At 66.4% G+C, this 21457-nt stretch carries 19 protein-coding genes and 1 pseudogene; 9 read left to right on the top strand and 11 right to left on the bottom strand.

Translation table 11 applies throughout. The annotated features are described in order from the left end of the window. The 4 genes from E8M83_RS24425 to E8M83_RS24410 all read right to left on the bottom strand — a co-directional run. Positions 1-867, bottom strand: an 867-nt coding sequence (locus tag E8M83_RS24425; protein ID WP_137175949.1) for a DUF4214 domain-containing protein, incomplete at its 3' end; no start/stop codon positions are given. A gap of 227 nt (positions 868-1094) precedes the next feature. Continuing rightward, positions 1095-2249: a right-handed parallel beta-helix repeat-containing protein gene (locus E8M83_RS24420; protein ID WP_137175948.1), complete on the bottom strand. Its 1155-nt coding sequence runs from the start codon at positions 2247-2249 to the stop codon at positions 1095-1097. 267 nt (positions 2250-2516) lie between these two features. Then, positions 2517-3671, bottom strand: a complete 1155-nt coding sequence (locus E8M83_RS24415; protein WP_137175947.1) for a right-handed parallel beta-helix repeat-containing protein — start codon at positions 3669-3671, stop codon at positions 2517-2519. A 346-nt stretch (positions 3672-4017) separates the two neighbouring features. Then, positions 4018-4512: a hypothetical protein gene (locus E8M83_RS24410; protein ID WP_137175946.1), complete on the bottom strand. Its 495-nt coding sequence runs from the start codon at positions 4510-4512 to the stop codon at positions 4018-4020. Positions 4513-4740: 228 nt separating this feature from the next. On the opposite strand from E8M83_RS24410, the gene E8M83_RS24405 reads away from it, so the two are divergent. Further along, a complete protein-coding gene (locus tag E8M83_RS24405; RefSeq protein ID WP_229491879.1) occupies positions 4741-5100 on the top strand; it encodes a DUF1566 domain-containing protein in 360 nt (119 codons plus the stop codon). A 26-nt stretch (positions 5101-5126) separates the two neighbouring features. Here the strand turns inward: E8M83_RS24405 and E8M83_RS24400 are convergent, their stop codons facing one another. Next, positions 5127-6563 (bottom strand): M20/M25/M40 family metallo-hydrolase, encoded by a 1437-nt coding sequence (locus E8M83_RS24400; RefSeq protein ID WP_137175944.1) that lies wholly within the window; start codon positions 6561-6563, stop codon positions 5127-5129. A gap of 112 nt (positions 6564-6675) precedes the next feature. Next, a pseudogene (locus E8M83_RS24395) lies at positions 6676-7503 on the bottom strand (metallophosphoesterase); the annotation flags it as partial. A 440-nt stretch (positions 7504-7943) separates the two neighbouring features. Here E8M83_RS24395 and E8M83_RS24390 point away from each other — a divergent pair. The 5 genes from E8M83_RS24390 to E8M83_RS24370 all read left to right on the top strand — a co-directional run bounded on the left by E8M83_RS24390 (position 7944) and on the right by E8M83_RS24370 (position 13828). Next, positions 7944-8405, top strand: a complete 462-nt coding sequence (locus E8M83_RS24390) for a hypothetical protein (protein WP_137175943.1) — start codon at positions 7944-7946, stop codon at positions 8403-8405. Between the two features lie 89 nt (positions 8406-8494). Next, positions 8495-9457, top strand: coding sequence for a protein kinase (locus tag E8M83_RS24385; RefSeq protein WP_137175942.1), 963 nt, complete (start codon positions 8495-8497; stop codon positions 9455-9457). Continuing rightward, a complete protein-coding gene (locus E8M83_RS24380; RefSeq protein WP_137175941.1) occupies positions 9454-11802 on the top strand; it encodes an FtsW/RodA/SpoVE family cell cycle protein in 2349 nt (782 codons plus the stop codon). Before E8M83_RS24385 ends, E8M83_RS24380 begins: the two co-directional genes overlap by 4 nt. Beyond that, entirely contained in the window at positions 11772-13337 is a 1566-nt protein-coding gene (locus tag E8M83_RS24375) for a hypothetical protein (protein ID WP_137175940.1), read from the top strand. The genes E8M83_RS24380 and E8M83_RS24375 overlap by 31 nt, the downstream gene beginning before the upstream one ends. Positions 13338-13345: 8 nt before the next feature. After that, entirely contained in the window at positions 13346-13828 is a 483-nt protein-coding gene (locus E8M83_RS24370) for an SH3 domain-containing protein (protein WP_137175939.1), read from the top strand. Here the strand turns inward: E8M83_RS24370 and E8M83_RS24365 are convergent. The 4 genes from E8M83_RS24365 to E8M83_RS24350 form a co-directional block, all read right to left on the bottom strand. Beyond that, positions 13825-14130 carry a hypothetical protein gene (locus E8M83_RS24365; protein ID WP_137175938.1) on the bottom strand — a complete coding sequence of 102 codons (306 nt, stop codon included), beginning with the start codon at positions 14128-14130 and terminating at the stop codon, positions 13825-13827. The genes E8M83_RS24370 and E8M83_RS24365 overlap by 4 nt on opposite strands. 35 nt (positions 14131-14165) lie before the next feature. After that, positions 14166-14543, bottom strand: coding sequence for a DUF1413 domain-containing protein (locus E8M83_RS24360; RefSeq protein WP_137175937.1), 378 nt, complete (start codon positions 14541-14543; stop codon positions 14166-14168). Between the two features lie 284 nt (positions 14544-14827). Next, positions 14828-15565: a hypothetical protein gene (locus E8M83_RS24355; RefSeq protein WP_137175936.1), complete on the bottom strand. Its 738-nt coding sequence runs from the start codon at positions 15563-15565 to the stop codon at positions 14828-14830. Positions 15566-15610: 45 nt separating this feature from the next. Next, positions 15611-16327 (bottom strand): MarC family protein, encoded by a 717-nt coding sequence (locus E8M83_RS24350; protein WP_137175935.1) that lies wholly within the window; start codon positions 16325-16327, stop codon positions 15611-15613. Between the two features lie 309 nt (positions 16328-16636). Between E8M83_RS24350 and E8M83_RS24345 the strand changes: the two genes are divergently transcribed. Together E8M83_RS24345 and E8M83_RS24340 are read left to right on the top strand one after the other, a co-directional pair. Next, positions 16637-18814 (top strand): phosphocholine-specific phospholipase C, encoded by a 2178-nt coding sequence (locus E8M83_RS24345; protein ID WP_137175934.1) that lies wholly within the window; start codon positions 16637-16639, stop codon positions 18812-18814. A 19-nt stretch (positions 18815-18833) separates the two neighbouring features. Further along, a complete protein-coding gene (locus tag E8M83_RS24340; RefSeq protein WP_137175933.1) occupies positions 18834-19514 on the top strand; it encodes a PEP-CTERM sorting domain-containing protein in 681 nt (226 codons plus the stop codon). A gap of 39 nt (positions 19515-19553) precedes the next feature. On the opposite strand, the gene E8M83_RS24335 is transcribed toward E8M83_RS24340, so the two are convergent. Then, positions 19554-20039: a GNAT family N-acetyltransferase gene (locus E8M83_RS24335; RefSeq protein WP_137175932.1), complete on the bottom strand. Its 486-nt coding sequence runs from the start codon at positions 20037-20039 to the stop codon at positions 19554-19556. 107 nt (positions 20040-20146) lie between these two features. On the opposite strand from E8M83_RS24335, the gene E8M83_RS24330 reads away from it, so the two are divergent. Then, complete coding sequence (locus E8M83_RS24330; protein ID WP_137175931.1) at positions 20147-21412, top strand: MFS transporter; 1266 nt, start codon at positions 20147-20149, stop codon at positions 21410-21412. The last annotated feature ends 45 nt before the right edge of the window (positions 21413-21457 follow it).

Below are 21457 nucleotides of genomic sequence, written 5' to 3'. Positions count from 1 at the left end.
GATATCGTGCACGACGTTGCCGATCACGTCGCCCTTGACGCCCTTGTAGTAGCTGTCCACGCCGATCGCCGAACCGCCGGCGCTGTTGCACGGGATGGTGGTCGCCATGTGGTGCACGCGGTTACCTTCGATGACGTTGTACGAACCGCCGGTATAGATGCCGAGCACCCATTTGGTGCCCTTGCCGATCTTGCTGCCATCGACATCGAAACCGATGATGCTGACATAGTTGCCGCGGTTGTCCCAAGCCGTCTTGTTGGTCGAGTTGGCAGGTGGCACGATCTTCGCGCCCCACTTGGTGGTCGAGACCCAGTAGATGCGGTTGCTCGCCGTACCGCTGGCGGTGGTCTTGATGCCCCCGGCATAGGTGCCTGGGGCCACGAACACGGTGGTGCCGGCCTTGGTGGCGACCTGGGCGGCGCGCGCCAGGGTCTTGAACGGCGCAGCCTTGGTTCCGGCGGCGGAGTCCGAACCGTTCGGCGACACATAGTAGTTGTTTGGCGTGGCCGGGATCGTGCCCGGGCTGGTGACAGGACCCGGATTGCGCTTGGCGTATTCGGGGCTGCTCTTGATCTGCGCTTCGACGTTCGCCAGGCTGTAGCCGCGGCTGACCAATTGCGCCCAGTGCTGCAGGCCGGCCGCATCCGGCTCACGGCCGAGCAGGGTCAGGTATAGCTGGCGGATTTGTTCCTGGGCCGAGGCAACCGCGGTGGCGCTGGCGACAGGCGCCGCGCTGTGCGGGGTAGTAGCGGCCTGGGCCGATGCAGTGGCGGCGAGCAGCAGGGTGGCTGCCGCGGCGACACGGCCTAAGCCGGCTGCAGTCAGGTTGGTGCGGAGGGTCGAGGCGATCATGGTGCTGCTTTGCATCTGAGGGTTCCTTCTAGTCCGGAAATAGACCGGGCAATGGAGGGGCCACGCGCAGGGCGCGGCGGTCCACGCGGGGCGTGGGCTTCTCCTGATGTGTCGGAGCGGACGGCGCGCATGCACCGTCCACAAGATCGCCAGCTGGCGCTGGCGCGGGTGACGCCGGATGAGGCTGGCCGGGGCTGGCTTCGGTCCGGGTCGTTACTGCGGGTACTGCTGGTGCTTGGTGCTTAGCGCTGGTAGGCGCCCAGGTCGATGGCGCTGCCACGTGCCTTGCCGTCGATGTCGGTCTTCGGCGCATAGGTGGCCAGGCCGCGGCCGACTGCTGGCGAGCTGGTCGTCAGCTTGTAGTTCGGGCTTGCGGCGGTACGCGAGTAGCCGGTGAACAGCGGTTCCGAGCTGATGGTACCGGTATGGGTCAGGCCATTGCGCAGCTGGAAGTTATAGGTCGTGTTCTTCGTGACCAGGTTGTTCTTGTAGGTATTGCCTTTACCCGTAGTCCCCTGCTCCGAGATGCCGTACTTGTTGTCGTACACGATATTGTTGTGCACGTGAACGTTGTTGGCGCCCGCCTTTGTAAAGTAGAAGTCGCCGCCGCCCACGATGATGCCGAACACCGACGAGCTCACGGTATTGTTGACGATCTGCAGGTCGGTCGCATCGTGCCACAGGTGGATCGCGGCCGAACCGACGCGATACACAATGTTGTTCTTGATGGTGCCCGAGGTGCTGTGATAGATGCCCTGGACATAGGTGCAGCCGGCCGGGCCGATATCGTGCACGACGTTGCCGATCACGTCGCCCTTGACGCCCTTGTAGTAGCTGTCCACGCCGATCGCCGAACCGCCGGCGCTGTTGCACGGGATGGTGGTCGCCATGTGGTGCACGTGGTTACCTTCGATGACGTTGTACGAACCGCCGGTATAGATGCCGAGCACCCATTTGGTGCCTTTGCCGATCTTGCTGCCATCGACATCGAAACCGATGATGCTGACGTAGTTGCCGCGGTTGTCCCAGGCGGTCTTGTTGGTCGAGTTGGCAGGTGGCACGATCTTCGCGCCCCACTTGGTGGTCGAGACCCAGTAGATGCGGCTGGCGGCGGTGCCGCTGGCGGTGGTCTTGAAGCCACCGGCATACGTGCCTGGCGCAACAAACACGGTGGTGCCGGCCTTGGTCGCGGCCTTGGCGGCGCGGGCCAGGGTCTTGAACGGTGCGGCCTTGGTGCCGGCAGCGGTGTCCGAGCCGGTTGGCGAAACATAGAAATTGTTCGGGGTGGTCGGGATCGTGGCAGCGTTGGCCGAGATGGCGGCAGCCAGCAGGGCAACAACGCCAGCGGCGCGGGCGATGCTGGTACGGGTCGAAGCGAAGGTAGCGAAAGCGTGCATGAATGTGTCTTACCCTAATTAAATAATGTAACCCTTTGAGCGCCGGAAACTTCCTAAGTTCAACTTTTTTAGGAAATTTTTTCTGGGAGTATTAGATTTTTAAGGGGAATTTCCCCATAGAAATCAAACACTCGCCAGAAATTCGCCTGTCGTCAGGCGGCGCGTGAGGACGTTCGTGCTGGTTTATCTGGAGGCGGGCCGGCGCTCCATGCGCGGTGTCCGCCGAGTGCGCATGCTCGTACATGCGCAGGGTGTAATCGGCCGTGCTTAGCGCTGGTAGGCGCCCATGTCGACGGCGCCACCGCGTGCCTTGCCATCGATATCGGCGGCCGGGGCATAGGTGGCCAGGCCGCGGCCGACTGCCGGCGAGCTGGTTGTCAGCTTGTAGTCCGGCAGCGCAGCGGTGCGCGAGTAGCCGGCGAACAGGGGTTCCGAGCTGATGGTGCCGTTGTCTTTCAGGCCATTACGCAGCTGGAAGTTGTAGGTCGTGTTCTTGGTGACCAGGTTGTTCTTGTAGGTGTTGCCCTTGCCGGTCGTGCCCTGCTCCGAGATGCCATACTTGTTGTCGTAGACGATGTTGTTGTGCACTTGGACATTGTTGGCGCCAGCTTTCGTGAAGTAGAAGTCGCCACCGCCGACGATGATGCCGAACACCGACGAGCTCACCGTGTTGTTGACGATCTGCACATCGGTCGCGTCATGCCACAGGTGGATCGCAGCAGAACCGACGCGGTAGATGATGTTGTTCTTGATGGTGCCCGAGGTGCTGTGATAGATGCCCTGGACATAGGTACAGCCTGCCGGACCGATATCGTTGACCACGTTGCCGATCACGTCGCCCTTGACGCCCTTGTAGTAGCTGTCCACGCCGATCGCAGAACCGCCCGCGCTATTGCACGGGATGGTCGTGGCCATGTGGTGCACGTGGTTGCCTTCGATGACGTTGTACGAACCGCCGGTATAGATGCCATGGACCCATTTGGTGCCGCTGCCGAGCTTGCTGCCGTCGATGTCGAAGCCGATGATGCTGATGTAGTTGCCGCGGTTATCCCAGGCGCTGTTATTGGTCGAGCTTGCCGGAGGGACGATCTTCGCGCCCCATTTGGTGGTCGAGACCCAGTAGATGCGGCTGGCGGCGGTACCGTTGGCGGTGGTCTTGAAGCCGCCCGCATACGTGCCTGGGGTCACGAAGACGGTGGTGCCGGCCTTGGTCGCGGCCTTGGCGGCGCGGGCCAGGGTCTTGAACGGTGCGGCCTTGGTGCCGGCGGCGGTGTCCGAGCCGGTTGGCGAGACGTAGAAATTGTTCGGGGTGGTCGGGATCGTGGCGGCGTTGGCCGAGATGGCGGCAGCCAGCAGGACGACAGCAGCAGCGGTACGGGTCAGGCCGGTACGGGTCGAAGCGAAGGGTGCGAAGGCTTGCATGTGGGTCTTACTCCAATTAAACAATGTAACCCTTTGAGCGCTGGAAACTTCCTAAGTTCAACTTGTTTTGGGAAATTTTTTCTGCGAGCATCATTATTTTCAGATGAATGCATCTATAGAAACGGAATACCCAGCAGTTCCATACCCGCCAAGGATGCGGGAGCGCGCCCTGCGGCACGCGCGAAGAATGGGCCGTTGCGGCCACCGCAAACGATGAGGGCTGCGTCGAGCATCGTGGTTCACGGGGGTGGTCTTACGGCATACCGCTGATTGCAGCGCCCTGGGCGAGCATCTGGGCCCGTGGATGCGCTTGCCGCCGGCAGGCGCAGTAAAGAATGAAGCGTGCTTACGCGGCAGGTAGCTGGATGGCTTGCTGGCCGTCGGCGCTGGACGCCTTACCCTGGGTGGTGGCGTCGGATGACGAGACTGCAGGAGCTTCCTGGTAACCACTGAGATTGAATTCGGCCGAGGCCGGGGCGCCGCTGCCTGCGGCCGGGCTGCCCGGGTTGGCGGCCCCGCCGCTGGCCAGGCCAGTGTCCGCCGGCATCGGCGCGGTGGCGGGCGCGGCCGTTGCGGCCACGCTATCGCTTGCCTGCGCGGCAGCGTCGGGCGTGGCGGTTTCGTGCACGATGGATGCCGGCGCCTCCGGCCCGGCGTCGACCGCACCCGTGGCCCCGCCGCTCGTTGCTTCCATGGTCGCGCTGGCCGTCATGGCAGCGAGCGATTGCTGGCTGTCGAGATCGTCGGTGGTGCCGCCGCAGGCGGTGAGCAGGACGGCGACGCTGCAGCACAGCGCGGCCTTGACAAGGAATGACGAAGCGAAGGTGGCGGTTTTTTTCATCGGGGTTCCTTACCTCAAATAATCAATGAAACCTTTTGAGTGAAGGAAACTTCCTAAGTTCAAATCATTTGCAGAAATATTTCCACGTGATATCAAAGCTCCAAAAAACATTCCCTGTAGAAATCAAACGCCGGCATGATCTAGATCGAATCGCGAACGAAACCAAACGTCGCGCTCGGCAGTCTTACCCCTGCTACTTAACGCGAGGTGATTTCAATGGGCGAATACATGCAAATTCGGGGAATGCTGCAAGATGGCGAAGAATACGCCGGCCTCATCTTGGGCAAGGACGAACCCGACTACCACTTGGTCCTGCTGCCAGGCGATTCAGCCGATGTCAGCTGGCCGACAGCCGTCGACTGGGCCAACGGCCATGGGGGCGCGCTGCCCACGCGGCGCGAACTGGCCCTGCTGTTCGCGAACCTGCGCGAATCGTTCGAGCGCAACTGGTATTGGTCGAGCGAGCCGCACGCCACCCGCGCGCAGCTGGTCTGGGGCCAGAACTTTGCCAGCGGCATCCAGACCATCTATGGCAGGCCCTACCGCGGCCACGCGCGGGCGATACGGCGCATCAACACGGCGGTCTGAGCACGGCCGCCACCCACCGCGAGCAATCAGGGCTTCGGCACGCTGGAGCGGCCGATCTCCTGTTCCATATTGGCCAGGTACCAGGCGGTCGCCGTCATCAGCGCCACATGGCGGCGCAAGATCTCGGGATCGACCTTGTCGAGGGTGTCGGCCGGCGTGTGGTGGTAGTCGAAATAGCTCGAGGTGTCGACGATCGGCGCAAAGCTCGGCACGCCTGCGCGTTCCAGGCCGGCCAGGTCGCCGGTGGCCAGTACGTCCTGGCGCTGGAACACATTGGCGCCGATCGGCTGCAGGGCCGCTTGCAGCGGCGCGAACAGCTTGACCGACTGCGGCGTCACGCTGGCGCGCAGGCCGAAGGGACGGCCGACACCGTTGTCGCTTTCGATGGCGCCGAAGTGCTTGCCCGCGTTGGCCTGTTCGGCGGCCAGGTAGGTGCTCGCGCCGCGCTGGCCGTTCTCTTCATTCATCCAGGCGATGAAACGAATGGTGCGGCGCGGCTTGTAGTCGAGCTTATTGAGCACGTCGAGCACGGCCATCGCGCTGGCGACGGCCGCGGCATCGTCGTGGGCGCCCGGCGACAGGTCCCAGGAATCGAGGTGGCCCGAGACGATCACGATCTCGTCCGGCTTCTCGGTGCCTGGCAAGTCGGCGATCACATTGAAGCTGTCGGCGTCGGGCAGGTTTTGCGGGGTCAGCACCAGCTTCATGCTCAGCGGGCCACGCTTGGCCAGGCGCGCCATCAGCATCGCATCCTCCGCCGTCACGGCGGCGGCCGGGATGCGTGCATTCTCGAGCAAGCCCGACGAGCCCGTATGCGGCAGGCGATAAGCCGCGCCGCCGACCGAACGCACCAGCGCGCCGACTGCGCCGAGCTCGGCCGCCATGCGGGGGCCGTTGCGGCGATAGGCCGAGCCCTGCCCATAAGCATGGCCGGCCAGGCCGCGGTCGGCCATGTGCTGGTCGAAGGCCACGTCGAACAGGACAATCTTGCCTTTTACTTCCGCGGCGCGGGTCTTCAGTTCTTCAAAGCTTTTCAAGACCAGCACCGGGGCAACCAGGCCCTCGGCCGGGGTCGCTCCCGAACCGCCCAGCGCCGCCAGCACCACGCGCTGGGTCACGCCCTGCGGACGGCCGGTGTACTCGACCAATTCTCCGGTCTCGATGCCGCGCACCCAGTGCGGCACTTTCACTGGCTGCAAGGTCACCTTGGCGCCCAGCTTGCGCATGGCGTCCGCCACCTGGGTCACCGCCGCCGCCGCGCCCGGCGAACCGGACAGGCGTGGACCGATCAGGTCGGTCATGTCTTCGGTGCGCTGCCAGGCGTAGTCGCTGCTCATGGCCGTGTCGCGGATCTTGGCGAGCGCGGCGGGATCGTTGCCGGGGCTGGCGGCCAGGGCCGGAAAGCTCAGCAGCGCGGCGGCGATGACGCCCATGACAGGGAGATGGCGGAGACTACGTTTCATACGGGGAATCCTGACTGTGTCGAAAGGATTCAAACAATAGCGCATCCGGCAACTTCCCGCTGCTATTTTCTTGCCGTACGTACATGCGAATATCGTTGGCTGGACGCCCTGCTCAGGCCCGCACCAGGCGCACCAGGGTGATTTCGGACGGCGCACCGAAGCGCTTTGGCGGGCCCCAGTAACCGGTTCCGCGGCTGGTGTAGACCCACATATCGCGCACCCGGTTGAGTCCGGCGGCAAAAGACTGTTGCAGCGGCACGAACAGGTTCCATGGGAAGAATTGGCCGCCATGGGTGTGGCCCGACAATTGCAGGTCGAAGCCGGCAGCGGCGGCCTCGGGTGCGCTGCGCGGCTGGTGGGCCAGCAAGACCCTGGCCCCGACGTCGGGCGGGGCGCCACGCACGGCGCGCTGCGGGTCGCTCTTGTGTTCTGGATGAAAGTGGTGAGCGGTATAGTCGGCCACGCCGGCGATGATGAGGGCGGCATTGCCGCGCCGGCGCACCACGTGCTCGTTCATCAGTACCGTCAGGCCCAGGCGTCGCACCTCGGCGATCCACTCCAGCGCGCCTGAATAATATTCGTGGTTGCCGGTGACGAAGAACACGCCATCGTTCCCCTTCAGGCGCGCCAGCGGTTCGGTATGCATGGCCAGGCGCTGCACGCTGCCGTCCACCAGGTCGCCGGTGACGGCGATCGCATCCGCGCCGAGCCCGTTGACCTTGTCGACGATGGCGCTCAGGTAGGCCCGCTTGATGGTGGGGCCGACGTGGATGTCCGAGAACTGGGCGATGGCATAGCCGTCGAGCTCGGCCGGCAGGTCGCGAATCGGCACATCGACCCTGACCACCCCCGCCACCCGCCGTGCATTCACATAGCCGACCACGGTCACGGCTAGCGCCACGATTGGCACGGAGAGCGCGCTACCATAGGCGATCGCCGGGAACTATCTTCTGTTCTGGCCCTCTTACAATTATCTGCGGCTGCATCTGGTTGCAGGTAAAGTTGTTGGCGGTGAGTTCCACCGTCCCTGCCTGTGGAGGAGAAGGCACTGGCCTGGCATGTACATCGTCAGGTGTAACCGTCTCCGGTGAAGCAGGAATTCAACAGGAAAGTTGACTATGGTTAACTTTGCGTAAGTTTGAAAGAACGAAGAGGACGACGACGAAGCTACTTCTCAGGCGCATGGTAGGGCTTGTATTCTGATGGTCGAGCCTAGATGGGGCGCCCGAGGCCGCTTGCAAGATGGAATGTTACCGGCTGAGATGCAGTTGTAAGAATCTGTATTAACCAATGGCACAATTCGGCGCCGGGAATATAGTACGTTCCATACCCGGTGTCGCAGTGATCATCCCGATCTTCGCCAGGGTACGAGGAAAAACCATGTTGAAATCGACAACGCTTGGTGCTGTGCTGCTGGCCGCTGTCGCGGTATCGCCGGCGGCAATGGCCGGTGATCGTGGTACGAACACGGCTGTTGGCGCGGTGCTCGGCGCCGTCGTCGGCCACACGGTCGGCGGCACCGGCGGCGCCGTCGCCGGCGGCGTGATCGGCGCGGCGGTGGGCAACTCCATCAATACCCGCGACGACCGCCGTCACTACGGTCATCACAACAACTATTACCAGTCGCAGCCGGTCTACGTGCAGCCGCGTCCCGTGTATGTGCAACAGCGGCCGGTCTATGTGCAGCCACGTCCGGTGTACGTGGAATCGCGTCCGGTCTACGTGCAACCGCGCCCGGTCTACGTCGAGCATCGCGGACGCGGCTGGGATCGGCATGACCGCCATGACCGTCGCGATCGCTGGGATCGCGACGACCGCCGCGGCCACGGCCACTACCGCTGATCGGACAAGCCGCGCACTGCGCGGCTTTTTTTCGCCTTCCCTCCGCTAGTTCCCCGCATCGGCGCCATGCGCCAGGTTCGGGGGACACCATGTACGAAGCAGGCACCGTCATTTCGCTGGCCGGCGGCCAGTACCGCTTGCGCGAGGCGCTGGCCGGTTCGGCCTATGGCGTCGTCTGGCGCGCGGACAGCCTGCACGCCAACGGCTGCGTTGCCCTCAAGCTGGTCAACCTCGAGCAGATGGAGCGCGCCCCATCTGCCCTGCGCGCGCGCTGGCTGGCCAGCGCCAGCACCGAGATCGCCTTCCTGCGCGGCCTGGCCCCCTGGGACGGCCGCCACATCGTGCGCCTGCTCGACAGCGGCGAACATGCCGGCATGCCGGCGATGGCGCTCGAGCTGCTCGATGGCGACCTGGCCGCCTACCTGAACCGCGAGGCGGCGCATGGACGCACGATCGCCCCGCAGCGCGCCCTGGCCTGGATCGGCCAGGTCAACCAGGCGCTGGCGAAGGTCCATGCCAGCGGCTGGCGCTACCTCGACCTGAAACCCGGCAACCTGCTGCTCGACGCGCCGAGCGACAGCGTCAAGCTGGCCGACTTCGGCACCAACCGCCGCCTCGACGACCTGCGCGCCCACACCTACGCCGGCACCGCCAACTGGCAGGCGCCAGAGCAGTTCTTCCCCGACGCCGGCGGCTATGCCACCGAGGCGCGCACCGATTACTTCGCCCTCGGCGCCCTGCTCTATTACCTGGCCTGCGGCCGCCTGCTGCGCTATAGCAGCGCCTGCGGCCAGGCCTGGCAGTCCCACGGCCGCGACGCCGCGGCCAGCCTGCTGGACGAACGCCAGTCGCCTCCACCCGTGCTGCAACCGGACGAAGCTGCACTGTTCGCCAGCCGCCTCGGCCCGGCCGCGGCGCCCGGCCTCGCGCTGCTGCGCGCCCTGGTGGCCGAACGCCCCGCCGACCGTCCGCGCCATGCGCTCGACATCAGCCGCGGGCTGGCCGATACGGCCGCCGCCCTGGACGCCGTGCCCTTGCGGAGCGCGGCATGAAGCGCCCGTCGTTCAGCGCCGGCCTCGCCTGGAGCCTGCTCGCGTTGCTGTGCGCCGTGCAGTGGCTGGCCCTGATGAAGGCGCCGGCCGCCTGGTCGCCGGGCGAGATTGCCGTGACCTTGCGCCCCGGCGAATCGATCATGCTGGGCCGCCAGGAACTGGGCGCGCCGCGCGCCGCCCCGCGCCAGCTGGTGCTGCGCCGCGACCTCGATGGCGACTGGCTGCTGCGCAACGCCGAGCCGCAGCAGCCAGTCGTGCTGCGCCGTGGCGACGAGCGCCAGCGCAGCAGCGACCTGCCGCTCGCGGCCGGCCAGCGAATCCAGGCCGGCGCGCTGCAATTGCAGGTGGTCGCGGCCGACGGCGGCCGCGTCACGCTGGACGACGGCGAGCAGGCCTGGGACTACGACGGCGCCACCGTGCTGCGCGACGGCCAGCCGCAGCCGGCCTGCCCGGATACGTCCCTATCGGCACGCGCGGTGGCCGCCTGGAACCGCTGGCTGCCGCGGGCCGCGAGCCTGGCCCGTCCCCTGAGCCTGGGCGGCCTGCTCTATTGCGGCAACCGCCTCGCCGCCGCCGCGATCGAGCCGGGCAACGCCCTGTTATTACGCCAGGCCGACGGCAGCATCGCCCTGTCGGCGCGCGGCGCCCAGCCGGTGCTGGTTGCGAACGGCGCCCGCTGGCAAGACGCGGCCCAGCGCGAACTGCCGCTGGCCGGCGTAGACGCCCTCGCCGTCGGCCGCACCGTGTTCAGTCTCGCGCAAGACGGCGCCACCCTGCGCCTGACGCCATCGCGCCAGGTCGCCCTGTCGGCCGCGCCCTCGAACGGGTTGCCCGCCTCGGTAGCGTGGCGCTGGGAGCGGCGCGACCTGCTCGCCCTGCCCGTCCCGCCGCCGCTGGCCTGGGCCGCCGCGCTGGCCGTGCTGCTGACGGCACTGGCCTTCGTCGTCCTCCGACTGCGCCAGCACGGCGTGCGCCAGGATCTCGTGCGCCCCTTCGCGGCGGCCGTGCTGGCGTCATGCGCCATGCTGCTGCTGGTCACGCAGCGCACGGCCGGCGCGCCCGGCGCCGCCATCTCGCTGCTGCTGGGATGCGCCACGCTCTGGCTTACCCTGCTGTATCCGCGCCGAACTTCCCTGCTGCCGTCGGTCGCCGTGCTGCTGCTCGGCGCCGGCCTGCTGGTGCAGCTCGAGATGGGGCTGGGGGCGAGCGACACCGCCTGGCTGCGCCACTTCCAGAACACGACCGCGCTGCTGGGCATCGGCCTGCCGGGCGCCCTGCTGTTGCTGTCCTGCTTCGCCCGCGGCGCCGTATCGCGCCCGGTCACCGAGCGGATCCTGCTGCTGTTCGCTGCGCTCGCGCTGGGTGGCCTGCTGCTGCAGGTCTGCTTCGGCAACGAAACTGGCGTGTTCGACATCCAGCCCTTCGAATTCGCCAAGTTCGCGCTGGCCGCGCTGAGCGCCCACTGCCTGGCGCTGGCCGCCGGCGGCGCCGCCCATGGCCGGGAAACCCGGCGCGACTGGCGCTTCTGGCTGCGCATGGCGGCGCCGGTGCTGCTGTTCGTGTTCCTGCTCGCGGCGGCCCTGGTGCGGGTCGACGACTACTCTCCGCTGGTACTGCTGCTGGTGTGGAGCGGCGCGATGCTGCTGGCCTGGTGCGCCAGCCGCGGACGGCGCGCGGCATGGGCCTCGGTCCTGGTGGCGGCTTGCCTGCTGGCGGCGGGCGGCGTGACGATGCGCGCCGGCGGCGACCTGCTGGGCGCCTTCGGCTTCTATCCCGAGCGCTTCCAGGTGTGGAGCGAACCGACCATCCACCCGCATACCGGCCAGCAGATGCTGCTCGGTTCGCGTGCCATCGCCCAGGGCGGCTGGCTCGGCGCCGACGGCTTGCTGGGCATGGCGGCCTTGGGCGGCGCGGCCGGCGAAGCGCTCGCCATCCCCGCGATCCAGGACGACTTCGCGCCATCCTTCCTGCTGCACCGCCACGGCCTGGCGGCTGGCCTGGCCCTGTGGACGCTGCAGGCGCTGTTCCTGGCCGCGCTGCTGCGCGCCGCCGCCGGCGCCTGGCGCGGCGCGAACGGCGCCAAGGATTTCCGGCGCGCCTGGGTCGGCCGCTTCCAGTGCTTCGCCCTGTGCGGCGGCGCCGCCTTCGTCGCCGGTCACCTGCTGCTGTCGTGGGGCACCAATCTCGCCATGTTCCCGATCATGGGCCAGCCCATGAGCTTCCTGTCCGCGGGCGGCTCGCACCTGCTGTTTTTCATCTGCCCCCTGCTAGCGTTCGGCATGGCGAGCACCCAATTCAACGAGGAGAGTCAATCATGCCGGTTTACGTCCAACACGAAGTCCTAGGCAAGGTCCAGGATGTGTTCAATGCCGACGCCCTGTGGCAGGCGCCTGGCCTTGCGCTGTTCGCGCGCCGTCCGCTGCTGCGCGACCTGCTCGAGCGCTCCCCGCGCGAGCAGCGCGGCCGCGCCGCCACCCGCTGCTTCTCGCACGTGACCCTGGTGCTGCCGCAGGACGAGGTCGACGACGACCGCCACCTGACCCGCGGCGCCCGCGTGCGCGACCTCGCGCAGTCGCTGGCCGCCCTGCACCAGAAGGATTTCGGCGACCTGCTCGGCGGCGACGAAGTGCGCTACCACGTGCTGGGCAGCGACGACCTCGATCCGGGCGAAGTGGAAGTCAAGTTCGGCCACGCCGTGTACTTGCCGGCGCCGGGCGAGCAGGTCCAGTACACGGTGACCGCCTCGCGCGACAGCGCCATCTGGCAGCCGGTATGCGCGGTCTATCCGAACCAGCGCCTGACCCTGGTCGGCCTGGACGCGGCCAACGCCACCTTCGCGGTGCCCGGCTGGCCATTCGGCCCGGACGGCGGCCTGCTGCTGGTAAACGACGGTCCGGACGCCCCGCTCGAACTGCAGGTGCGGCCCAAGGACAGTTTCGACTGCCGCTTCGACGCCGCCAATGGCTATTACGTCTTGCGCGGCAAGGGCGCCAGCGCCCAGCGCCTGCTGCTCAAGATCAGCCGCGCCGGCGCCGCCGCCCGCCCGCAGCCGGCGCCGGGCGCCACCCCCGTCGCGCCGAGCGCTCCGCCGCAGCGCAGCCCGGCCGTCTGGAAGAGCCGCACCGTCACGCCGCCCGCCGCCGACCTGACCGCGATGCCGCTGGCCGCGCCGGAAGCAAGGGCCAAGCCGGCGCCGGCGCCCGAGCTCGACGCCACCTATGCGCCGGTGGCGCGCCACCGCATCACGCTGGCCGCGCTGGCCCTGCCGCGCCTGAGCCGCTACCGCGAGACCGGCGCCCAGGCCATGGAAGTCGGCCTGGACGCCCAGTTGCTGCCGTGCGCGCCGGGCAAGGACAGCATCATCCAGTTCGCGGTCGACGAGGCCGACGAGCTGCATGCGATCACCCCGGCCGGACGCCAGCGCATCGCCGTGCCGTCGCAATTCTCTCCGCTCGACAATGCCAGCATCCGCCTGCTGGCGGTGCGCCAGCAGTTGGCCGAGCGCTACAGCGCGCTGCTGATGCTGCCGCAAGGGCCATCGCAGCCGGCGGCATCGGGCACCCGCCTGACCTTCGGGCGCGGCATGCCGTCGCTGGGCACGCTGCGCGTGCTCGACACGCCGCAGTTCGTGCGCCAGGGAGACGGCGCGCCAGCCGCCAGCGCCGACCGCCTCGGCCTGTCGCGCAATGCCTTCAGCTGGGAAGCCTCGAGCGACGGCCTGCGCGTTGCGCGCCTGTCGCCGACCCAGGCGCTGTACCACCTCGACGAGCACCTGGCCCTGGTCGCCCAGATCGAGACCGCGACGCAGGAACAGCCCTATGTGATCCCGTCCGGCCATCACCTGGTGGCGGGCCACTACGTGCTGCGCTTCGACGCCTGAGGTCGGCGATGGTCTCCACGACTCACGCAGCCGCCTACGGCACGGCCCTGGTGCTGACCCTGTGCGCCAGCGCCTGGCTGACCCCGCGCGCCTGGTGGCGCCGGCCGAATGCGCGGGCGCTGGGCGTGCTGGGGTTGGGCACGGCGGCCGGCGGCACGCTGTTGCTGGCCATGTTCGCCAGCCCCGCCGTGGCTCCGGTTGCGCAGCAGCTGGCGTCCGCGCAGGCGCAGGCGCAGGAAGAGACTGGCATCGACCTGCCGGTCCCGGGCGCGCGCTACCGCGTGCACGACGCGCTCAACCTGCGCGTGGCTGGCGGCGTCGGCGCCGCACGCCTGCTGGTGGTGCCGGCCGGCGCGCGGGTCGAAGCGACCGGCTTGCGCGACGGCGACTGGTGGCAGGTGCGCGCCAAGGTCGAGGGAAAGGACGTCGAGGGCTGGGCCAGCAGCTTGTGGCTGCGGCGTGCAGACGAGCACCATCTCAGCGGGCACTAGCTACGAAGCCATTTGTCATTGAAACGCTCACGGAATGGTTCAATGATTTCTTCGAAGCGGTTGAATCCCTCTTCGCGCATCTGGCGCGCAAACACGACACTTCTGTCGGTTCCGATCACCGCCGACCAGAAATATTGGACAACCCCGGCAGCATCGCGGCTACTCATGCGCGATACCGTCGTGCGTATTCCAGCTTTGAGCGCCGGGGATGCCCGATCAGAGACCAGAATGGGGCTGAAAACCATTTCGTTTAAATAAGCAAGAACTTCCTTTTTCTTTTGATCTTCGCTAGTTGTTGGCATTGTGTTTCCCGATTGGTTAGGCCACAAGAATTTAATTAGACGCGCCGATAGATTGCTTTATTCCCGCTCGTCCGTCCGACGTGGACGGCAACAGCCGGAAGGCTTCCCTCTACCGCTTTACGAAACGCTTTGCCAAAGATCTTGCGTTCGCCGCTATTAAGAGCGGTCCAGTCACTCGGCGGGCAAACGTCATCGATGTGAAATTCACTGCCGGGCGCCAATTCGCTAGCGAACGCGACAGTTCGAGCCACCGCGCCAGTGATGTCAACGTCTTCTGCATCGCTCACTTCGGGATCGTCCAGTGCCTCGCGGATAGCTGCTGCGATGAACGCCTCAAACTCAACTTTTCGCTCAACGCAGTTGCTGAGTGCCCTGGCAAGCAATGCGTCATCCAGCTCAATAGATACCTTCATTAAACTCTCCTTGATTAATGAGTAAGATCATAATACAGGTCAACCGGCTTGTAAAGGAGTAGTCTCATCTATCAATGATGGAGAAATTCGAGAACATCTAACGTGACTCTCGATATCTAATAGCCAACTAAATCTCGATCCTGACCGTCCCCTCAAGCATCTCTGGCCTTGGCAAGGCTAATGCCGTCGTAGCGGACATGAAGATTGCCAGGCTAGCGATATGTGATTGGCGCGGACACTTCCCGAACCAGCCTTGAAACGATCGCCAGCCTTACTGGGGAAGTCTAGTCGCGTGCAGTCCGCCAGACCTGCTGCCTGGCCGGCTCCTCGTGCGTCGGGCAATTGGTAAAGCGCTGCTTGCCATGCATCTCGATCATCTCGACATTGGTGGTCGGCGCCCGCTCGGTGACGCAATAGGTACGCCTGCCGGTGATGACCCGCGTGCGGCGCGCGCCGTCGCCCGTGTTGTTCACCAGTTCCTCGACCTTGGGCGCTTCCCACATGCGCGGCGGCGCCATGGCGCGCGCGTGTTCCATGCCCTCGCGCATGCGGATGTGCGCGCTGTCGGGCGGGGCGACGATCAGGGGCCGGTTTTCCTTGCGCAGGGCGCGGTCGATCTCGCCCACGCTGCGCCGCGCATTGGCCAGGATGTCGGCTGCGCCGGGCATGGTCCCGGCCTGCTGGTCCACGACTGGCGGTGCTGGCGCTGGCGCCGGCGCTTCCTGCACCGTCGGCGCCGGAACCGGGTCACTGCGGTGGGCGCGCACTGGCGCAGGGCCGGGCTGGCGCCGAACTATCTTCTCCGGTTCGGGCACGGGGATCTCGGCGCGCGGCGCCAGGGCTGGCAGCAACAGCCATTGCATGGCTTCGTCGCTGCCTGCCTGGGGCATCGCAGGTAGCTTGCCAGCCGCCTGCCAGGCCAATATCAAGGCCAGGTGCACCGCCAGGGTAAGGACAATGCCGGTGAAGCGATCGCTGCGCCTGCCGGCGGCCGGTCCGAACGGTAGAGAGTGGCTGGTCATGGACAAGCAGTATAGCGAGCCGGCCGGCCCCCACGCTCACCAATTCTATCCAGCGATCGCCCGCAGCGCCGCCAGGTGCACCGGCACCGACGTCACCTCGAGCAGCAGTTCGCGCAGGCCGTCCCACACGATCTGCACCCCGAGGCACAGCAGGATGAAGGCCGTCAGGCGCAGGAACACGGCCGTCCCCGCTTCGCCGATCAGGCGCAGCAGATGCTCGCCATAGCGGAACGCCAGGTAGATCAGCACGCCGATCAGCGCCAGCGCCATCAATGCGCCGCCCATGCGCGCCAGCGAGACCACGATCTGCACGTCGTGCAGGGCCACGCCCACCGTGATGGCGACGGCGATCGAGGCCGGTCCGCAGCTGATCGGGAAAGTCAGGGGATAGAAGGCCTGGCGGTGCGCATGGTCGGGCGTATAGGCTTCGGCCAGGGCGGTCCGGCTGTCCAGCGTGGTCGGGGTGGCGCCCAGCAGGCGCCATGCGACCGATGCCAGGATCAGGCCGCCGCCAACGCGGACGATGGGCAGCGAGATGCCGAAGAAGTCGAGTACATATGATCCGATCAGCATCGAGCCCGTCATCAGCCAGAACATATTGCGCGCGATGCGGCGCGCCAGCAGCGCGCGGGTCGCGGGCGACGCGCCTTCGGTCATGCTCAGGAAAATCGGCGCGGTGGCGGCCGGATTCAGGATCGGCAGCATCGTTACCAGCACGAACAAGAAACTCCTGGCCGCTGCCAGTATCAACTCGATAGTCATGAAATAGCGTGATTGGTCCGGGCAAACGGTCGGCGATGCCGCGCGCGAGTCAAGCGGCCCAACCAGACGACACTGTACATGATGCGTCGGCAAAGCCGAAACACCGCTGAATACATCCTTTCGACAGACGCGACCTTGCCAACCAGATTACGCTTTTCGCGCTCAATCGTTAGATTGTCATCAACATTTCATCGTCAATACATAAGCTTTGGTTCGGCGTGCGCAAGTCTCGTCGTCTTCCCTTAACCCGACCCGGAGCCATCACATGCAACCATTCGACCTCGCATCAGCCAGCCTGCAGGTGCGCGCGTGAGCCGTCGCGACTTTCTTGGTACCCTGGCGCAGGCCGCCGGCGCCAGCGCGGTGCTCGCCACCTTCCCGCCGGCCATCCAGCGGGCACTGGCCCTGCCCGCCAACCAGCGCACTCGCAGCCTGCAGGACGTCGAGCACATCGTCGTACTGACCCAGGAAAACCGCAGCTTCGACCACTACTTCGGCACGATGGAAGGCGTGCGCGGATTTGGCGATCCGTTCCCGATTCCGGTGATGGACCGCCAGAACCTCTTCAGCCGCAAATCGGTCTTCGTCCAGAAAAGCGTTGGAGGCGCGCCTGTGCCCGGTCGTCCGAACTGGCCGCAGAGCCGCCCGATCGCGCCATTCCGCCTCAATACGGTGCAGGACTTCCCGGTCATCCGTGTCGCCGGGACGCCCCATGCCTGGCTGGACGCGCAGCTGGCCTGGGATAGCGGCCGCATGAACGACTGGTGCGCGGCCAAGCAAAACCATTCAATGGGCTACTACGCCGAGGCCGACGTGCCGTTCCAGTTCGCGCTCGCGCGCGCCTTCACGATCTGCGACCATTATCACTGCGCCACGCAGACCGGCACCAACACCAACCGGCTGTTCCTGTTCAGCGGCCACAACGACCCGCTGGCCAGAGCCGGCGGTCCGTCGACCGACAACAGCCACGACAACTTCAATCCCGATCCATCCACCGACTACCTGTGGACCACCTATCCGGAGCGCCTGCAGGCCGCAGGCATCACGTGGCAGGTCTACCAGAACATGGCGGACAACTTCACCGACAATCCGCTGGCCGGTTTCCGGAGCTTTCGCAACGCGTGGTACGGGCGTCCGGGCCACGCGCCGGCGCTGCGCGAGCGCGGCGTCAGCACGCGCGACCTCGACCTGCTCAAGGCAGACGTGCTGGCCAACCGCCTGCCGCAGGTGAGCTGGGTGGTCGCCACTGCCGAAGGCTCGGAACATCCTGGTCCGTCGAGCCCGGCCTCGGGCGCCGACTATATCGCACGCGTACTGGACGCCCTGACGGCCAATCCCGAGAGCTGGAGCAAGACTGTCTTCCTCGTCAACTTCGACGAGAACGACGGCTTCTTCGACCACATGCCGCCGCCGTCGGTGCCAGCGTACGAGACCTACAGCAGCGACCCAGCCCAGGCGCGGGTGGCGGGCGCGTCGACCGTCGATACCAGCGGCGAATACCATCACGTCCTCAACGGCGCCGATCCGCGCACGCTGCATCGCCCCTACGGACTGGGGCCGCGCGTTCCGATGTACGTCATCTCGCCCTGGTCCAAGGGCGGCTGGGTCAACTCGCAGGTCTTCGACCATTCATCGGTCGTGCGCTTCATCGAGGCGCGGTTCGGCGTGCGAGAGCCCTTGATCAGCCAGTGGCGGCGCGCGGTGAGCGGCGACCTGCTGTCGTGTTTCGACTTCGTCAATCCGCCGGACAGCGGTTTCGAGCAGCTGCTGCCCGAAACCGCCGCGCGGCGCGCGATGGCGCTTGGCCTGCCCAACACGAAAGTGCCGGCCACGCCAGCGTCGCTGGCGGCGCCGGTGCAGCTTGCCGGTGTACGTCCGGCACGGGCCTTGCCGTATGAACTCCAGGTGCAGGCACACGTACCGACTGGCGGCGGCCAGGTGGAGCTCACGTTCGAGAATGCCGGCGAAGCCGGTGCGGTATTCCATGTCTACGACCGCCTGGCCCTGGACCGGATCCCGCGCCGCTACACCGTCGAAGCAGGCAAGCAGTTGAAGGGCCGCTGGAGCACCGCATCGCTCTACGACCTCTGGGTGCTGGGACCGAACGGCTTCCATCGCCACGTGGCAGGCGATGTGCGGCGCGGTGGCAATGCGGCCGCGCCGGGGTTGATCCTGCGCGCCGACCGCAAGGCCGGCGACCTGGTGATCGAGCTGGTCAACGACGGCGCGCAGCCGTGCGTATTCAGCCTGGCCGCCAACAAGTACGCCTCGAACCGGCCCACCGAAGTGCGCGTCGTGGCACGCTCGCGCAGCACCCTACGGTTGCCCCTGGCGTCGAGCCGCAACTGGTACGACTACAGCCTGCGCGTGAACGGACTGCCGGGCTGGCTGCGGCGCTTCGCCGGCCACCTGGAAAACGGCTTGCCGTCGATCAGCGATCCGGCGCTGCAGGGCGCGGCACAACTCGACCAATACCGCATCAATTGAACCCGATAAGGAGACTTTCATGAAATGGCAATTTCTAGTTGGCGCGGCGCTGCTTGCCGCGGCGTGCGGCAGCCAGGCCGCAGTCGTCTATGGCGACAACCTGGTCGTCAATGGCGACGCCGAGGCCGGCGTCGCCGGCTGGACCGGCTATGCCGGCTACGATATGTTCCAGTCGGTGGACTATGGCAGCAACTGGGTGCTGCCCACCCAGCCGGGACCGGTCGACCGCGGCGCGAAGATGTTCGCCGGGGTCGGCCAGTATGCCGCGGCCTACCAGACCCTCGACTTCGGGGCGGCGACCGCAAGAACTATTTCCTATTCCTTGACAGGATGGCTCGGTGGCTGGAGCAACCAAGGCGACAATGCACTGTTTTATGTACAGTTTCTTGACGAATTGGACAATGAAATCGGCAGCTCGGCCCTTGGCCCCGTGACGCCGCAGGATCGCAACAACCAGACCGGCCTGTTCTATCGCGAAGCAGAAGGATTCATGCCGGCGGGCACGCGCAAGCTGTCCTTCTGGCTGTCGATGGAGCGTCTCGTTTCGGGCGACAACGACGGCTATGCCGACAATCTCTCGTTCGTCCTGGAAGCGCCCGCCGGCGAGGTGCCGGAACCCGGAACGACGCCGATGCTGCTGCTCGGCGCCGGCATGTTGGGCTGGGCACGGCGCCGCAGGAAACTGGACCGCGTCCGGTAACCGGCATCCGATAGCGCGCCAGCGGGGCGGCATGGCGTCTCAATCGTGGACGTCGTCCGCCCACCCCAGGCGCATCGGATTGAAATACATCCCCTTCACGCACTGCGTCGGCCCGACCCGCACGAAGCCGAACGCCTCGTAGGCCGGCACCCCATGGTTCGACGAGTTGACCGTGAAATTGCCGTCGCCGCCGCGCGCGATGGCCGCCGCCCGCGCCACGCTCCACAGCTTGCGCGCCAGGCCCTGCCCCTGCCAGCGCTTGCCCACGAACAAGTGGAACAGATGGCTGTTGTCACGGATCGCGATGAAGCCGGCCAGCTGTCCGTCGTCGAGCGCCACGTGATACACATGCCCCAGGGCCAGGAATTTACGCACGCCCATCTGGTCGTTCTCGGCCAGGAAGGTCGCGGCCCCTTCGCGCGTCGATTCGTGGACGATGAACTCCAGCGCCAGCTCGCGCAGCAAGGCTGCAATGGCGGGTGCGAGCGTCGGAATATCGGTGTCGACCAGCGGCCGGATGTCCATGGCATGTATTGACAGTGTTGCGTGGGACGTAAACATACCACAGCGTTGATTTTCCATAATGCAATTTTATTGACGACTACGATGGCCCCGTCCTACCATGGTGGACCATGCCGAAAGCCAGCTTCCTCGCCTTTTTCCACCCTGCCGCCGGCACGGCCCATAAACGCCGCAAGGTCCCCCTCACCCAGCCGCTGCGCCATGCCCGCTACCGCCGCATCTGGCTCGCGAACATGGTCTCGAACCTCGGCACCTGGGTCCAGACCTTCGCCGCCGCCTGGCTGGTGGCCTCGCTGTCGCAATCGGCCTCGATCACCTCGCTGGTGCAGACCGCGACCTATGCGCCGGTCTTCCTGTTCGCGCTGCTCGCCGGGGTGCTGGCCGATGCCGTGCACCGGCCCAAGTTCCTGTTCTTCTGTAACCTGTTCAATGCCCTGTGCGCCGCCGCGATGGCGGTGCTGGTCTGGACCGGCAAGGTCTCCAGCGGCCCGGTGCTGGCGATCACCTTCTGCCTGGGCATCGGCACCGCCTTCCTCTGGCCGGCCTGGCAGGCGGCGATCGGCAGCCTGGTCGAGCCCGACGAGGTCGAAGCCGCCGCCACGCTCAACAATCTGTCGTACAACCTGTCCGCCATCCTCGGCCCGGCGCTGGGCGGCCTGCTGTTCGGCTGGATCGGGGCCGGCGCCCTGTTCCTCGCCAATGCCGTCTCGTTCGCCGGCCTGCTGGCCGTGTACTGGCACTGGTGGCGCGAGGGCGAGCCGCAGCCGGTCGTGCGCGAAGGTTTTGCACAGCGCTTCCGCCAGGGCGTCGCCACCGCCTTCGGCTGCCCGCGCTATCGCCGCATCCTGCGCAATGTGTGCTCGGTGTTCTTCGCCACCATCGCCTTCGCCAGCCTGCTGCCGGTGTTCGTGCGCGAAGTGCTGCACCTGCGCGCCGGCGTGTACGGCATCCTGATGGGCTGCCTGGGCGGCGGCGCGGTACTGGCCGCCTTCTTCCTGCCGCAGGTGCGGGCCCGGGTCGACCGCACGGGCCTCTTGGCCGGCGCCTTGCTGGTGTATGGCCTCATGCTGCTGGCCATGCCGCACCTGCGCTCGCTCGCCCTGCTGGTGCCCTTGATCGTCTGTGGCGGCATGGCCTGGTCCACCACCGTCTCGACCCTGAACGCGGCCGCCCAGCTGTCGTTCCCGGCCGAGGTCCGCGCGCGCACGCTGTCGATCTACCTGTTCGTGATGTCCGGCGGGTACGCGCTCGGCAGCGTGTTCTGGGGCCTGGTAGCCGACGCCTGGGGCGTGCGCGCCGCCCTCGCCGCCGCGGGCGCCTGCGTCGCGCTCAATGCCCTGGCATTGATGACCGGCGGCAGGAAAAACCCCATCTAATCGAACCATCGATGCCTCTGACTAAGTAGTACAGTGTCGGCACTC

This window comes from Massilia sp. HP4, from assembly GCF_005222695.1.
Lineage (GTDB): Bacteria > Pseudomonadota > Gammaproteobacteria > Burkholderiales > Burkholderiaceae_D > Telluria.
This window is presented reverse-complemented; position numbering and strand designations above follow the sequence as displayed.

Bases quoted from the DNA above. Each gene is read 5' to 3' on its own strand.
- E8M83_RS24420 (WP_137175948.1), bottom strand. From the start codon at position 2,249: ATGCACGCTTTCGCTACCTTCGCTTCGACCCGTACCAGCATCGCCCGC.
- E8M83_RS24415 (WP_137175947.1), bottom strand. From the start codon at position 3,671: ATGCAAGCCTTCGCACCCTTCGCTTCGACCCGTACCGGCCTGACCCGT.
- E8M83_RS24410 (WP_137175946.1), bottom strand. From the start codon at position 4,512: ATGAAAAAAACCGCCACCTTCGCTTCGTCATTCCTTGTCAAGGCCGCG.
- E8M83_RS24405 (WP_229491879.1), top strand. From the start codon at position 4,741: ATGCAAATTCGGGGAATGCTGCAAGATGGCGAAGAATACGCCGGCCTC.
- E8M83_RS24400 (WP_137175944.1), bottom strand. From the start codon at position 6,563: ATGAAACGTAGTCTCCGCCATCTCCCTGTCATGGGCGTCATCGCCGCC.
- E8M83_RS24390 (WP_137175943.1), top strand. From the start codon at position 7,944: ATGTTGAAATCGACAACGCTTGGTGCTGTGCTGCTGGCCGCTGTCGCG.
- E8M83_RS24385 (WP_137175942.1), top strand. From the start codon at position 8,495: ATGTACGAAGCAGGCACCGTCATTTCGCTGGCCGGCGGCCAGTACCGC.
- E8M83_RS24380 (WP_137175941.1), top strand. From the start codon at position 9,454: ATGAAGCGCCCGTCGTTCAGCGCCGGCCTCGCCTGGAGCCTGCTCGCG.
- E8M83_RS24375 (WP_137175940.1), top strand. From the start codon at position 11,772: ATGCCGGTTTACGTCCAACACGAAGTCCTAGGCAAGGTCCAGGATGTG.
- E8M83_RS24370 (WP_137175939.1), top strand. From the start codon at position 13,346: ATGGTCTCCACGACTCACGCAGCCGCCTACGGCACGGCCCTGGTGCTG.
- E8M83_RS24365 (WP_137175938.1), bottom strand. From the start codon at position 14,130: ATGCCAACAACTAGCGAAGATCAAAAGAAAAAGGAAGTTCTTGCTTAT.
- E8M83_RS24360 (WP_137175937.1), bottom strand. From the start codon at position 14,543: ATGAAGGTATCTATTGAGCTGGATGACGCATTGCTTGCCAGGGCACTC.
- E8M83_RS24355 (WP_137175936.1), bottom strand. From the start codon at position 15,565: ATGACCAGCCACTCTCTACCGTTCGGACCGGCCGCCGGCAGGCGCAGC.
- E8M83_RS24350 (WP_137175935.1), bottom strand. From the start codon at position 16,327: ATGACTATCGAGTTGATACTGGCAGCGGCCAGGAGTTTCTTGTTCGTG.
- E8M83_RS24340 (WP_137175933.1), top strand. From the start codon at position 18,834: ATGAAATGGCAATTTCTAGTTGGCGCGGCGCTGCTTGCCGCGGCGTGC.
- E8M83_RS24335 (WP_137175932.1), bottom strand. From the start codon at position 20,039: ATGGACATCCGGCCGCTGGTCGACACCGATATTCCGACGCTCGCACCC.
- E8M83_RS24330 (WP_137175931.1), top strand. From the start codon at position 20,147: ATGCCGAAAGCCAGCTTCCTCGCCTTTTTCCACCCTGCCGCCGGCACG.